Here is a 13,825-nt window from a genome sequence, read left to right as displayed (position 1 = left end):
TTAAGTATAGACCGCACACAAAAACGGCATTCGCTTCCGTCAGCGATGTCAGCGCATGCGTTTTGTTCTACACTGGCTCAAAACCAGAGGAGGAATGTATGAAGGTCAACGATCGGGTTACCGTTAAAACGGACGGTGGGCCGCGCCGCCCGGGGGTGGTACTGGCAATTGAAGAGTTCAGTGAGGGGACAATGTACCTGGTATCACTGGAAGACTACCCGCTCGGCATCTGGTTTTTTAATGAACTGGGGCATCCGGACGGCATTTTTGTCGAAAAAGCGGAGTAACACAGCGTCGGGTGGCATTACGGTTGCCCGACAACGCCCACATAAGCAAAAATCTCTGGCCTGGCCAGAGATCAAAGGTAGGGTGCAAAGGGGTTTAAGCCACTAACGCATGTTGACGAAAATCCCGTTCGTCACATTATCGGTCAAACGTACCACGTGATAGATCACTTGCTTATTATGCGTTTTAATTTTCCTTTTAATATTTCCTTTATGTGATGAAACGGTTTTTGCTTTAATATTCATCTGGTCAGAGATCTGAATAGTTCCTTGTCCTGCCATCCACATTCGCAGCATACTTGATTCAGTCCTGCTTAATGATAGGGTGGGTAAGTTAACCGCTCCTACATTTTTAACTTCTTTATTCAAATAATCACCCAGAATGTCATCCAGCGACTCGGGCTTAATCGACTTAGAACTGATCAATAAATTTTTACGGACCAACAAATACTCATCGAAATGGATATTCGCGATCGCCATAAAAACAATAAACAGAGTTTTTGGATGCTGATTAATGATTTGCTTAATGTGCTGACTGTTGGCTGGATCGTGAATGAAACAGTCCTCATTAATAAACACCACGCCTGGTTTTAGTTCGTCACAAGCGGCTGCGAGTTCGTCAACGGTGTGTGCATCGTTGATGTCTCTCTTTCTTACCCCTCTGCTTGCCAGGTACCCGGTTAACCCTAGCCGGGTGTAGCTGCATAAATCCATAATGATCGTTGACATGGCATACCCTCACTCAATGCGTAACGATAATTCACCATCTGCCTGAGAGCTCAAAACAGCCATACGGGATGGAAAAAAATAATAAACCTGTGAGCATGACAAAGACTTTCAGGCGGACTCACTATCCCGTAAAGTTACGTATAATTTGCCAGGAATCTTCTTAAAGTAAAGTAAATATTAAGTATTGTGAGGTGGTTAGAAACAATTAAACCCCGTCAGATATATCCTGGAAGATGTTTTTCATGTTTTATTTTAGGAATATCCTCAGAAAGACAATATCAATCGTGAGGACTATTATTTACGTGGCAGCTCGCTGACAATATCTGCTAACAGATTGAATATCTCGCCGAATAAGTGTTCACAGAAGGGGGCGATAAGGGGCATCAGTAATGACATTAATAAAATTCCGACCGTCAACGTCAGCGGAAAACCGATCACAAAGATGGAGAGCTGCGGTGCCATGCGGTTCAACAGACCTAATGCCAGGTTGACGGTCAGGAGCAGGGTGATAATCGGCAACGCCAGCATCAGGCCATTGAGGAAGATCAGCCCCGCCGCGCGGGTGAGCGCGAGAAAGGCATTGCTGTTGACCGGGTTTTCACCAATCGGCAGCGTATGAAAAGTATCCACCAGCATGGAGATAAGCCACAGATGACCGTTAAACGACAGGAACAGCAGCATGGCGAGCAGATCGATAATGCGCGCCAGCACCGGCATATTGAGGTGGCTGCCGGGGTCAACAAACGTGGCGAACGATAAGCCCATCTGCAGGCCAATCAGCTCCCCGGCCGTGCGAACGGCGGCAAAGGCGAGCTGCATGGTAAAGCCTACGGCAACGCCAATCATCACCTGCTGTAATGCCACCCACACCGCATTCGCCGAGAAGATCGGAATATCCACCGGGGGAAGGGAAGGGGCGACGATGATGGTGATGATAATGCCCAGCCCCACTTTGACACGCTTGGGGATCGATTTCTCGCTGAGAATCGGGGCGGTGGTGATCAGCGCCAGAATGCGCAGCATCGGCCAGAAATAGACGCCGAGCCACTGAACCCACTGGTCGCTGGTGAAGTGAAGCATCGTCAGGTCAGCCGATGATATACGGCAGATTGGTAAACAGGTTGCGCATATAGTCCAGCAACAGGTTCAGCATCCACGGTCCGGCCACGATAATCGCCACAAATACGGCGATGATTTTCGGAATGAAGGACAGCGTCATTTCGTTAATCTGCGTGGCGGCCTGCAGAATACTGATAATCAGACCGGTAACCAGCGCGACAAGCAGCAGGGGAGCGGCAACGGCAATGGCGATTTTCATCGCTTCCGTGCCCATCATCATGACCGATTCGGGTGTCATTGCCGTTCCTTAACTGTAGAAACTCTGCGCCAGCGAACTGACCAGCAGCTGCCAGCCATCGACCAGTACAAAGAGCATGATCTTAAAGGGCAGGGCAATGGTTGCGGGCGGCACCATCATCATCCCAAGCGCCATCAGGACGCTGGCGATCACCAGGTCGATAATCAGGAACGGAATAAAGATGGTAAAGCCAATCTGAAACGCCGTTTTCAGCTCGCTGGTGACGTAGGCTGGCAGCAAAACGCGCATGGGTACCGCTTCCGGCCCCTGCAATTCGCCGGTATTGGACAAGCGAACAAAGAGTGCCAGATCCGCTTCGCGCGTCTGGCGCAGCATAAATTCCCGCAGCGGCTGTGCGCCTTTATCCAGCGCCTCCTGCATGGAGATTTTATCTTCGCTGAACGGCTGGTACGCGTCGGTATAAATCTTATCCATGACCGGCGACATAATGAAAAAGGTCAAAAACAGCGCCAGCCCCAGCAGCACCTGGTTTGGCGGCGCGGAAGGGGTACCGAGCGCGTTTCGCAGCAGACCAAAGACGATAATGATGCGGGTGAAGCTGGTCATCATCAGCAGGATGGCCGGGATAAAGGTCAGCGAGGTGATGAATACCAGCGTCTGCACCGGGAGCGACCAGCTCTGACCGCCACCGGCAATGGGCGTTGAGACCAGACCGGGCAGTTGCGCATAAACCGCGGGAGCAAACAGGCCAATGCCCGCAAGCGTAAGGGATAACAAACGGCGCATCAGGATCTCCCGGAACGCTTAAGCAAACTCTTCATGACGGACTGAAAATCCGCAGGGGCTTGTGCGCGCTCCTCCACCGTGACAGGGGCGGGCGGCAGTTTATGTAATACGTTGATGTTCGAGGCGGTGACACCCAAAACCAGACGCGCATCGTCCACCTCGACGATAACCACGCGTTCACGCGGCCCCAGCGTGGTGCTGGCGCTCACCTTCAGGCCGCGGGTGCCGGCGGTTTTACCCGCCAGACCAAAACGCTTCGCCAGCCAGGCGGCGATAAGAATAAAGGCAATAATACCGAACAACGCCCCGCTCACCTGGAGCAGCGGGGAACCGGGAACCGCAGACGGTTGCGATAGTGTTGCCTGGGTTTTCATACTTATCGGCTCAGACGACGCATACGTTCAGACGGGGTGATGATGTCCGTGATACGCACGCCGTATTTATCGGCAACCACCACTACTTCACCCTGGGCAATCAGATAACCGTTGATCAGAATATCCAGCGGCTCACCGGCCAGACCGTCAAGGGCCACGACGGAACCCTGCGTCAGGCGCAGCAGCTCTTTAATGGTCATCCGGGTGCGTCCCAGTTCAACGGTCAGCTTGACCGGGATGTCCATAATCAGGTCGATATCCTGCAGCGTGCCGCTGACGTCACCGCCGCCGAGTTGCTGGAATACCGCATCCGCTGCGCTTTTCGTTGGGGTCGCTTTTTGTTCGTTTAACGCGTCAGCCCACAGATCGTCCAGTGCTCCGCTGTTTTCATCGGATGGATTGTTCATGTCACTCATTTGGGCTGTTCCTCATTCAGCGAATTCAAAATCGGGTTGATCAAGTGCTCAACGCGTAACGCATACTGACCGTTAATCGTGCCGTACTGGCTTGTCAGCACGGGGACACCATCCACATGGGCAATAATGCGGTCGGGTTTGTCTATCGGCAAAACGTCGCCGGGTTGTAATTTCAGGATCTGGGATAACCGCATTGAGATGTCGGCAAAGTTAGCCACCAGCTCAAGCTGTGAGTGCTGGACCTGGCGAACCAGGTTTTCACGCCAGTTCTGATCTTCGTTGCGTGAGTTTTCCAGCGGCGGGTTAACCAGCAGCTCGCGCAGCGGTTCAATCATGCTGAACGGCAGACAGATATTGAACTCGCCGGTCAGGTTACCGATCTCCACGTGGAACGGCGTGTTGACGACGATATCGTTCGGGGAGGTGGTGATATTGGTAAACTTCACCTGCATCTCGGAACGAACGTATTCCACTTCCAGCGGGTTAATCGCTTTCCACGCGTCGCTGTAGGACTCCAGCGCCAGCTTCAGCATGCGGTTGATGACGCGCTGTTCGGTGTGGGTGAATTCACGACCTTCTACTTTGGTCGGGAAACGCCCGTCGCCGCCGAACAGGTTATCCACCGCAATGAACACCAGGCTTGGCGAAAACACGACCAGACCGGTGCCGCGCAGCGGCTTCAGATGAATCAGGTTAAGGTTGGTTGGCACCGGCAGGTTGCGGGCAAACTCGTGATACGGCTGAATGCGGATCGCACCGACCGTGATATCCGGGCTACGACGCAACAGGTTGAACAGCCCCATACGGAACTGACGTGCAAAACGTTCGTTAATGATCTCCAGCGCCTGCAGACGTTCACGAACTACGCGGCGCTGGGTATTCGGATCATAGGGACGAATATTGTCGTCACCCGTTAGGCCCGGTTGCGGATCATCGTTTTTATCGCTGTCGCCGTTGAGCAGCGCATCGATTTCTGCCTGAGAAAGAATACTGTCGCCCATGTCGTTACCGCAGAATGAAGGCTGTATACAGAACGTCAGTGACTTCCTGTTTAGGTTGGCCGTTTACCAGCGGGGTGGCCAGCGTCTCTTTGATGGCGTCGACCAGCTTTTGCTTACCCACGTCGGTGGCCAGCGCGGAGGCGTCCTGACGAGAGAACAGCAGAAGAAGACGGCTACGCACTTCCGGAAGATAATCATTCAGGCGCGCGCGGGTGGCTTCATCCTTCAGGCGCAGCGTAATACCGACATACAGCACACGATCCGCATCACCGAGGTTAACGGTGAAGGTGTCCAGAGGGAAAAAGACCGGCGCCGGCGGCGGTGCGGGTTCGGCTTTGGCGGCAGCGGTTGAAGGTTCCTGCTGCATACGCCAGTAACTATAGCCCGCGGTAGCGCAGGCGGCGAGCGTGATCAACACCAGCAGCGGGATCCAGATGGAACGCTTACTTTTTTTGGTGATAGCGGAGTCTGTCATCTGATACGAGCTTCCTGTTTCGGTACAGCTTAATAAGGTGATTATCCCGTGTCCTGCCGTCGTCAAAGCGTGGAAAAGACGGGGATAATCACGCTACCTCTGGCGTTTAGGCGAAGATGTCTACGGCGCTGTTACCGCGCGCCGCGGATTGCAGGGCGGCAGGGGTGGGCAGTAGCTCCTCGCTCTCTTCATTAAATCCGCCGTTGTGACCGGAACGTGAAGCCTGATGCTGCTGCGATGAGGATTGCTGTTGCCCGGCAAAGCTTTCGCTGCTGACGCTGCTCTGAGAGAGCTGAATACCGTTCTCTGCCAGTGACGTCCGCAGGACAGGCAGTGCCGCTTCCAGCGCCGCGCGCACGTGGCTGTGTGCCGAGACCATCTGCAGCTGCGCCTGGTTATCATCCAGTTTAAGCGAGATTTGCACCTGGCCCAGATCTTCCGGGTGCAGGCGCAGCTCCGCAGTCTGTTGCCCCTGCTTAGTGAACAGCGTGATGTGCTGGCTCAGGGACTGCTGCCATTCGTGAGTACCCAGCGGCTGGCTTAACACCGGCGCGGTGGCAACGGTGGCGGCAGGCTGGTTGGTGGCATGACTGGACATGATCGGCGCCAGGGTAGCCGTGGGTGAGGATGATGAAGAAGAACTGGCGAATTCCTGCTTCTCTGCCGCAGCGGCCACGACCGGAGTGACTGGCGCATTGGCGGGGAGATCCGGGCCGTTGTTTTTCGCCTGACTCTGATAAGGTGCGGAAAGCTGCGCTTTATCGTGGTCTCCCGCTGCCGCGTTCAGGGGGGAGTGGCCCGCTGCGTTTGGCGAAAGCGTCGCTGAACTCAACGTTGAGGTTGCGGAAACGCCGTTACTGCCCGCCGCGTGAGGCGTGCTGGTCTGCTGGTGCGGCAGCATTGCCATCAGCGCGCTTAATCCGGCCAGCTCTTCTTCGCTCAGTTCGCTTTTGCTGTCATCCTTGCTGTTGGCCGCATTGAGCGTTTTCAGGGCATCGCCCTTTGACAGCGGCACCAGCCCGGAAATCAGGGTTTCAGGCGTGGCAAGCTGCGCCGTTTCATCGCCACTCAGGGCTGGCTGACGCGCGAGCAGGTCGGCAATTTTGGCCTGCAGCGCGGTATCGCCTTTGGCGTCCTGAGCGACTTTTGACAGCTTACTGCCAGCGGCTTTCAGGTCAGCCAGGGTCAGCGGCGCATCTTTGCCCTTGCCCGTCGCGTCCGTCAGGGCACCCGTCAGCAGGGAGAGAAAGTCTTGCGCACCGTCGGTGCCTTTCCCTGTTTGCATCCCGCCCGACAGGTCGCTGTCGCTCATCAGCAGTTGTTGCAGTGTGATCATTCCGGTTTCCTCATTGATGCGCGCTGGGCAAACTCATCCATTTTTTTCTGATCCAGACGGTTTTCCGCCAGGGTCGCGGCTGCGATCTGCCGGTCCTGTAAGGTTTGCCAGGCCTGCAGCCGCTGTTTTTTCTCACGCCAGAAATTCAGCGCGGTATCGACTTTTTGGGTCCACTGGTTAAGCTGCTGGCGGTGCTGCTCTATCGCCTTCTCCAGCGTCTGGATAAACTGCTGATAGTTAATCCACCGCTGGCTTCCAATGCCCTGGGTCATATCGGTATTGAGGTTGGTGCGATACTCATGCTGATAGTCGATTAACATCTTCAACTGTTCTTCAGCCTGCTGGCACCCGCGTCGCATTGCGCCAAGCTGCAATGCGGCATCATCAACTTCTTTTTCAGCCAGATCTTTCAGCGTTGATAACGCGCTGTTTTGCGCCATGACCTTCGCCCTCCACCTGTGTTACACCTGCGGGAAAATCAGCTCCAGAGCCTGGATTGAATCTTCCCAGTCGGCACGTTCAAAAATGCCCTGTTGTAAAAACGCCTCCAGCTGCGGCCACAGGCTAATCGCTTTGTCGAGCATAGGATCGCTGCCTTTGGCATACGCCCCCACGCTGACCAGATCGCGGTTGCGCTGGAAGCTGGAGAGGAGTTGTTTAAAGTTACGCACGCGGGCGTAATGCTTCTCGGTGATCAGCGCCGTCATTGCGCGGCTGATGGATGCTTCAATATCAATCGCCGGGTAGTGTCCGGCTTCAGCCAGACGACGCGATAACACAATATGACCGTCGAGAATGGCGCGCGCGGAGTCGGCAATCGGGTCCTGCTGGTCATCGCCTTCGGTCAGTACTGTATAAAATGCAGTGATGGAGCCACCGCCGCTGATGCCGTTCCCTGCGCGTTCAACCAGCGCAGGAAGTTTGGCAAAGACCGAAGGCGGGTAGCCTTTGGTGGCCGGTGGCTCACCGATAGCCAGCGCAATTTCACGCTGCGCCATCGCGTAGCGGGTGAGGGAGTCCATGATCAGCAGCACGTGCTTGCCGCGGTCGCGGAAATCTTCGGCAATACGGGTGGCGTAGGCGGCACCCTGCATACGCAGCAGGGGTGACACATCCGCCGGGGCGGCGATTACCACTGAACGGGCCCGGCCTTCCGCACCCAGAATGTTTTCGATGAAATCTTTGACTTCACGGCCACGCTCACCAATCAGCCCAACGACGATCACGTCGGCCTGGGTATAACGCGCCATCATGCCGAGCAGGACCGATTTACCCACGCCGGAGCCGGCGAACAGACCCATACGTTGTCCGCGTCCTACCGTGAGCAGGGCGTTAATCGGCCGTACGCCGGTGTCCAGCACATGCTCGATAGGGGTACGCTGCAGGGGGTTAAACGGTTGGGTGATCAACGCCCCGGTTTCTGTGGTGTCCGGCGCGGGCAGGCCATCCAGCGGTTTCCCGCTGCCGTCGAGCACGCGGCCGAGCAGGGCCGGACCAAGCGGCAACTGTTTCCCGCTTTGCAGGCCGTCGCCGCTGATGTTTTTCGCGTAGACGCGGGCGCCGGGGAGAATACCTTCCACCTCTTCAAGCGGCATCAGGAACAGTCGCTGACCGTTAAATCCAACCACTTCGCTTTCGACTTCACGCGTTTCCTGACCATCCTGACGCTCAATCACACAGGTTGCGCCCAGCGGAAGCTGCAGGCCGGTGGCTTCCAGTACCAGACCGGTCGCGCGCGTCAGTCGTCCATAACGACGAACGGATGGCAGTTGCGCCATCTTCGTCTCAAAGTTGTCGAGCGTGTTGAGCCAGCGGGTGAGGCGTGCGGTCATCAGACGACTCCCGGTGCCGCCAGGCGGCACAGTTCCTGCCAGCGTGTGGCGACGCTGGCATCCAGGTCACCTTCGTCGGCAGAGACTTTGCAGCCGCCGTGGTGTAACGACGGATCGCCGCGCAAACGCCAGCCGTGCAGGCTGAGGGTTGCCCCCAGACTCTCTTCAATGCGCTGCAGATCGTCCGGGTGAACGCGCAGCTGCGGTTTGCCGCTGAACAGCGGCTCCTGCTGCAGAAGCCCCTGAATCTGTTTGATCAGCGCCGTGTTATCCACCACAGGCGTCTGGCCAATGACCTGACGCGCAGCTTCCAGCGCCATCTGCATCAGACGGGACGCAATCACGCTGTCCAGCGCGTCCAGCGTGTGCTGGAACTCGCTGACCAGCTGCTGCATGCGGGCGTGGATCGGCGCCTGCTGCTGACGCGCCTGGTCGATACCGTGCTCTAATCCTTTCGCCAGACCTTCCTGATAGCCCAGATCGTGACCTTTCTGGCGGCCTTCATTCAGACCGGCAGTGTAACCCTGCTCATGCGCCTGCATTTGCAGCTGCGCCAGCATCTGCGCTTGCTGCTCCTCCTCGCTCAGCTCGGGCTGTTCGACGTCGACGTCAGGCTCTGCGGGTGAGACCTTCGCGGGCGTGAATTCAGAAAGGAGAGGGGCCAGATCGTCTGGCGTCCAGCGCTTCCACGACAGCTCATTAGACATAGGTGTCGTCTCCGCTGCCAATCACCATCTCGCCGGTTTCCGCCAGACGACGAACAATAAGCAGGATGGCTTTCTGTTCGTTCTCCACCTGAGACAGACGAACCGGACCGCGGTTGGCAAGGTCGTCGCGCAGGATATCCGCCGCACGCTGAGACATGTTGCGCAGGAACTTCTCGCGCAGCGGCTGTTCGGCACCTTTGAGGGCGATAAGCAGCGATTCGGAGTCCACTTCCTGGAGCAGGCGCTGGATGCTGCGATCGTCCACTTCGACCAGGTTTTCGAACAGGAACATCTCGTCGATAATTTTCTGTGCCAGCTCGCCGTCGAATTCGCGAACCGCGGTAATAACCGCTTCTTCCTGCTGCGTTTTCATCAGGTTGATGATTTCCGCCGCCGTTCTCACGCCGCCCATTTTGCTGCGCTTGAGGTTCTGACCGTCGAGCAGGTTGTTCAGTACTTCGGTCAGCTCCGCCAGCGCGGCCGGCTGAACGCCACCGAAGGTTGCGATACGCAGCATCACATCGTGACGCAGACGCTCTTCGAACAGGGCCAGAATATCGGCTGCCTGACCCCGTTTGAGGTGGACAAGGATGGTGGCGATAATCTGCGGGTGCTCGTCGCGAATAAGGTCGGCGGCACTCTGCGGCTCCATAAAGTTAAGCGTTTCGATCCCGCTGGCGGTATCGCGCGTTTCCAGAATGTCTTCCAGCAGGCTGGCGGCACGCTCTTCGCCCAGCGCCTTGACCAGGACGGAGCGCAGGTAGTCGTTGGCGTTGACGTTGAGCGCGGCAAACTGTTCGGCTTCCTGCTCAAATTCCGACAGCACTTCGGTCAGCTGTTTATTGGAGATCTGACGCACGTTGGCCATGGCCGCACTGAGGATTTGCACTTCCCGCTGGGAGAGGTGCTTAAACACCTCTGCCGCGCGGTCTTCGCCAATGGTCATCAGCAGGATGACGCTTTTATCGGTGCCTGTAAGCGTATTACTCATGTTCGTTACCCATCCACTGGCGGATGACCAGCGCCACGACGCGCGGATCGTTATCTGACATTTCGCGAATGCGCTGGCTCATCACTTCGGCGCCCATGCGCTGGTTAGCCCGACGCTGCTGCATCTGCTCATCTTTGCTGAGGCGAACTTCAACCGCTTCTTCCGTTTCCTGACGCGTAGACATCTGTTCGCGAGCGGCTTTTTCTGCTTCAGCACGACGCTGGAGCTGTGGACGAACGCCCTTACGCCACAGCAGCCACGCGACAATCAGCACCAGCAGCCAGCGTCCTGCGGACATCAGCTGGTCGATAAACGCCTGCTGTTGCCAGAACGGCAGTTCACCGCCGGTCTCTTCAACCGCGTTAAACGGCGAGTTCACCACGTTAAGGGTGTCGCCACGCTTCTCGGAGTAGCCCATCGCTTCGCGGGTCAGGTTTTCAATCTGCTTCATCTGCTCGGCGGTTAACGGCAACGGTTTGCCATCCGCCAGCGTTTTGTAGTTCACCACCACCGCAACAGAGAGACGCTGAATATCGCCCACGTTGAGTTTAGTGTGGCGGATCGTCCGATCCACTTCGTAGTTCGTGGTTTCGTTACGGCTACTGGTGCGTGGACCGGCGTTACTGGTTGTTGAGGTGGTCTGCTGATTATTTTGCTGACCGTTCTGCTGATTGGCCGGCGGCGTGGAAATCGGTGCCGCGTTTGCCGGAGCAGGCTGGTTAGAGAGCGCACCCGGCACGCCGCCAGGGTAGGCGCCGCCCACCTGTTCGCTGGAGTTGATCTGACGCGAGCGCATCACCGCCTGAGCCGGATCGCCGTTCGGGCTGTATTGCTCTTCGGTTTGTTCTTTATTAGAGAAGTCAATCTGCGCGGTCACCTGCGCATGCACGTTGCTGTTACCGACAACCGGGCCGAGGATCGCTTCAATGCGACGCTGGAGACGGTTTTCTACGTCTGCGGCATATTTCAGCTGCGCGTCGTTCAGGTCACGCCCGGCGGTATTGGATTGGGTCAGCAGGTGTCCGCTTTGATCGACCACCGTCACGTTACCCGGTGGCAGACCGGCGACGGCGCTGGAGACGAGATGCGTCACCGCGCTGATTTGCCCTTCGTCCAGCGCGCGACCAGGTTCGAGGTTCACGGTCACGGAAGCTGAAGGGGATTTCTGTTCACGAACAAATAAAGAAGGCTTAGGCATCGCCAGATGCACACGGGCACTCTTCACCGGGCCTAACGTTTCAATGGTGCGGGCAAGCTCACCTTCCAGCGCACGCTGGTAGTTCACCTGCTCGCTGAACTGGCTGATACCGAACTTTTCCTGATCCAGCAGTTCAAAACCGACCGCACCGCCCTTCGGCAGGCCCTGCTGAGCCAGACGCAGACGCAGCTCGTGGACCTTATCAGCAGGCACCTCAAGGGCACCGCCGTTATCGGCAAAGCGATAAGGGATGTTCATCTGGGTAAGCTGGGTGACGATGGCACCGCCATCCTGATCGGAAAGGTTGCTATAGAGCGTGCGGTAATCAGGGCTTTTTGCCCATAAAACCATCGCTACAAGGATGGCAATAGCGGCAGCGCCTGCCACGATCAACGGGATTTTAGGATTCGCGCGAAGGCGGTTCATCCACTCGAGTGATTTATTTTGCGGCGCTGTCGATGCTGTTGCACTCATTGCGCACCTCTTAAATCCTGGTGGTTTACGTTATTCGTGTAGAGAAACAAAACTGACTCCCGGGTCGGCAAACACGACAAAAGTTCCATATTGATGGCCCTGCCATTATTTGATGATTCCGGATTTTCTATGCGTCAAATAACCTGGTTTTTTCACGCTATTTACCGCCATTATCTTATTGACAAGCTGTTAGTCTTGACCGCGTAAAAAACCATCCAGGGGAGAGTCATGGCTATACAGGGCATTGAAGGGGTAATCAGTCAGTTGCAGGCAACGGCGATGACGGCCCGTAATCAGAATGTGGCAGAACAACAGCCGACCATCAGCTTTGCGGGGCAACTGCATGCCGCTCTTGACCGTATCAGCGATACCCAGACCGCGGCGCGTACCCAGGCGGAGAAATTCACCCTCGGTGAGCCGGGCGTGGCGCTGAATGATGTGATGGCCGATTTGCAGAAAGCCACGGTTTCCCTCCAGATGGGGATTCAGGTGCGGAATAAACTGGTGTCGGCGTATCAGGAAGTCATGGGCATGCAAGTTTAGGTTATCTAACCTAATGATATTTATAATTAATAACCATCCGATCCCACTGCGTGGGGCATGGATGGGGCAAACTCACTCAATTTCTGGTTGAGGATGAGTACCTGGTCATGGTTATTTTCAGCCATCCAGGACCCGTACACCCGGTAAACCATTTGCGCGTCGGTGTGGCCCATTTGCTTCGCGATGAAGTTCGGGTTTGCACCGGCAGCTAACGACCAGCATGCATACGTGTGTCGGGACTGGTATGCTCTGCGATAGCGAATCCCGGCGCGTCGCATTGCCGCTTCCCACGACTGGTTGATCGACCCCACTGCGTAATGATGCCCGGCACGGCCATTACGTGATGCGATCTGCGGGTTGAACACGAACGTGCACGGATGCACATCAGTACGGCCATACTCGCGCAGTTTCACTTCAACCTGATACTGCTTACCCAGGCGTGTTAGTTCTGCCTGGCTCTTCAGCACGTCGATAGCTGGCTGAATAAGGTTGATGATGCGGTCCGTTCCGGCCTCCGTCTTCGGGAGGGTGAACTCCTTCGTTAACGTGTGGTTCCGGCGGATCATCATTGTACCCGCTTTCAGGTCGATATCTTCCCAGGCCAGCGACACAAGCTCTCCGTGGCGCACGCCGGTGTACACGGCCAGCGACCACATGTTTTTCAGCTGCTGGTGGGCGCAGGCATTAATCATCCTGACGAACTCCTCACGCGTCAGCGGGTCTGGCTCGCATCGAGAACGCTTAAGCATGGCGATCCCGGTAAACGGATTCACCCGGACATACCCGCTGTCGGCGGCAAACTTAAACATCCCGCCCATGATCTTCATGTAGTTGTTGACCGTTCTGACAGAGCGGCCTTTAACCGGCGTTTTCTGTCCTGCCTTCAGGGTGTGATAACCGGTCAGCAATTCCTTTCTTATAAACAGCAGGTCTTCTTGCGTCACCGCAGATACCAGCCTGTCCCCACCAATCCTGGGCACCATGTTGCGCACTATAGATGTATAGCGTGACATCGCATTGGTGCTGATCTCCATACGCTTCAGCTCAAGCCACTTGTTCGCCAGCTCCACCACGGTGATTTCCTTGCTCTCCACCCCAAACCTTCTCAGGTTCGGCGAGTCCGGGAATTGCGCTGCATAGTTGAAGTTTCCGGTCTTAATCGAAAAGCACACCGACGCGCGCAGCTCGCCAGCGACTTTTCTATTTTTTGGTGTATCTGGCACGCCAAGGCTTTCACGCACCCGGCTGCCTTTATAGATGAACCATATGCGGAGCGTTCCGCCGTGGTTCTCCACGCCTGTTGGGTATGCTGACTTAGCCATTATTCCCTCCTGACGTCCAAGAGCCCGCTAAGCATAAAC

At 56.1% G+C, this 13,825-nt stretch carries 16 protein-coding genes and 1 pseudogene; 2 read left to right on the top strand and 15 right to left on the bottom strand.

What is annotated here, in order from left to right:
* Nucleotides 1-98 precede the first annotated feature (98 nt).
* Entirely contained in the window at nucleotides 99-287 is a 189-nt protein-coding gene (dsrB, locus tag AAER43_RS14595) for a protein DsrB (RefSeq protein ID WP_013097741.1), read from the top strand.
* Between the two features lie 102 nt (nucleotides 288-389).
* Here dsrB and rcsA read toward each other — a convergent pair whose 3' ends face one another.
* The 14 genes and pseudogenes from rcsA to fliF all read right to left on the bottom strand — a co-directional run bounded on the left by rcsA (nucleotide 390) and on the right by fliF (nucleotide 11,921).
* A complete protein-coding gene (rcsA, locus tag AAER43_RS14590; protein WP_008500313.1) occupies nucleotides 390-1,013 on the bottom strand; it encodes a transcriptional regulator RcsA in 624 nt (207 codons plus the stop codon).
* 278 nt (nucleotides 1,014-1,291) lie between these two features.
* A pseudogene (gene fliR, locus AAER43_RS14585) lies at nucleotides 1,292-2,093 on the bottom strand (flagellar biosynthetic protein FliR).
* Between the two features lie 7 nt (nucleotides 2,094-2,100).
* A complete protein-coding gene (gene fliQ / locus AAER43_RS14580) occupies nucleotides 2,101-2,370 on the bottom strand; it encodes a flagellar biosynthesis protein FliQ (RefSeq protein WP_008500315.1) in 270 nt (89 codons plus the stop codon).
* A 9-nt stretch (nucleotides 2,371-2,379) separates the two neighbouring features.
* Nucleotides 2,380-3,117 (bottom strand): flagellar type III secretion system pore protein FliP, encoded by a 738-nt coding sequence (gene fliP / locus AAER43_RS14575; RefSeq protein WP_050862555.1) that lies wholly within the window; start codon nucleotides 3,115-3,117, stop codon nucleotides 2,380-2,382.
* Nucleotides 3,117-3,491 (bottom strand): flagellar biosynthetic protein FliO, encoded by a 375-nt coding sequence (fliO, locus tag AAER43_RS14570; protein WP_014884400.1) that lies wholly within the window; start codon nucleotides 3,489-3,491, stop codon nucleotides 3,117-3,119. Before fliO ends, fliP begins: the two co-directional genes overlap by 1 nt.
* A gap of 2 nt (nucleotides 3,492-3,493) precedes the next feature.
* Nucleotides 3,494-3,907 (bottom strand): flagellar motor switch protein FliN, encoded by a 414-nt coding sequence (gene fliN, locus AAER43_RS14565; RefSeq protein WP_014884399.1) that lies wholly within the window; start codon nucleotides 3,905-3,907, stop codon nucleotides 3,494-3,496.
* Complete coding sequence (fliM, locus tag AAER43_RS14560; RefSeq protein ID WP_014884398.1) at nucleotides 3,904-4,908, bottom strand: flagellar motor switch protein FliM; 1,005 nt, start codon at nucleotides 4,906-4,908, stop codon at nucleotides 3,904-3,906. The genes fliN and fliM overlap by 4 nt, the downstream gene beginning before the upstream one ends.
* Nucleotides 4,909-4,912: 4 nt before the next feature.
* Nucleotides 4,913-5,383, bottom strand: coding sequence for a flagellar basal body-associated protein FliL (gene fliL, locus AAER43_RS14555; protein WP_014884397.1), 471 nt, complete (start codon nucleotides 5,381-5,383; stop codon nucleotides 4,913-4,915).
* A 106-nt stretch (nucleotides 5,384-5,489) separates the two neighbouring features.
* Entirely contained in the window at nucleotides 5,490-6,719 is a 1,230-nt protein-coding gene (gene fliK / locus AAER43_RS14550; protein ID WP_050862556.1) for a flagellar hook length control protein FliK, read from the bottom strand.
* Nucleotides 6,716-7,159: a flagellar export protein FliJ gene (gene fliJ / locus AAER43_RS14545; RefSeq protein ID WP_014884395.1), complete on the bottom strand. Its 444-nt coding sequence runs from the start codon at nucleotides 7,157-7,159 to the stop codon at nucleotides 6,716-6,718. The genes fliK and fliJ overlap by 4 nt, the downstream gene beginning before the upstream one ends.
* Before the next feature lie 21 nt (nucleotides 7,160-7,180).
* Nucleotides 7,181-8,551 (bottom strand): flagellar protein export ATPase FliI, encoded by a 1,371-nt coding sequence (gene fliI / locus AAER43_RS14540; protein ID WP_014884394.1) that lies wholly within the window; start codon nucleotides 8,549-8,551, stop codon nucleotides 7,181-7,183.
* The gene (gene fliH, locus AAER43_RS14535; RefSeq protein WP_050862557.1) at nucleotides 8,551-9,258 is read right to left on the bottom strand and encodes a flagellar assembly protein FliH; all 708 of its coding nucleotides are present in this window, start codon (nucleotides 9,256-9,258) and stop codon (nucleotides 8,551-8,553) included. The genes fliI and fliH overlap by 1 nt, the downstream gene beginning before the upstream one ends.
* Nucleotides 9,251-10,249 carry a flagellar motor switch protein FliG gene (gene fliG, locus AAER43_RS14530; RefSeq protein WP_008500327.1) on the bottom strand — a complete coding sequence of 333 codons (999 nt, stop codon included), beginning with the start codon at nucleotides 10,247-10,249 and terminating at the stop codon, nucleotides 9,251-9,253. Before fliG ends, fliH begins: the two co-directional genes overlap by 8 nt.
* Nucleotides 10,242-11,921, bottom strand: a complete 1,680-nt coding sequence (gene fliF / locus AAER43_RS14525) for a flagellar basal-body MS-ring/collar protein FliF (protein WP_023330812.1) — start codon at nucleotides 11,919-11,921, stop codon at nucleotides 10,242-10,244. Before fliF ends, fliG begins: the two co-directional genes overlap by 8 nt.
* 228 nt (nucleotides 11,922-12,149) lie before the next feature.
* On the opposite strand from fliF, the gene fliE reads away from it, so the two are divergent.
* Complete coding sequence (gene fliE / locus AAER43_RS14520) at nucleotides 12,150-12,464, top strand: flagellar hook-basal body complex protein FliE (protein WP_014884391.1); 315 nt, start codon at nucleotides 12,150-12,152, stop codon at nucleotides 12,462-12,464.
* Between the two features lie 26 nt (nucleotides 12,465-12,490).
* On the opposite strand, the gene AAER43_RS14515 is transcribed toward fliE, so the two are convergent.
* Nucleotides 12,491-13,786, bottom strand: a complete 1,296-nt coding sequence (locus AAER43_RS14515) for a site-specific integrase (protein ID WP_057057808.1) — start codon at nucleotides 13,784-13,786, stop codon at nucleotides 12,491-12,493.
* Nucleotides 13,787-13,825 lie beyond the last annotated feature (39 nt).

Source organism: Enterobacter sp. FUJ80071, assembly GCF_038739915.1.
GTDB lineage: Bacteria > Pseudomonadota > Gammaproteobacteria > Enterobacterales > Enterobacteriaceae > Enterobacter > Enterobacter kobei.
Note: the sequence above shows the minus strand (reverse complement) of the source record. Positions and strands in the feature narration are given on the sequence as shown.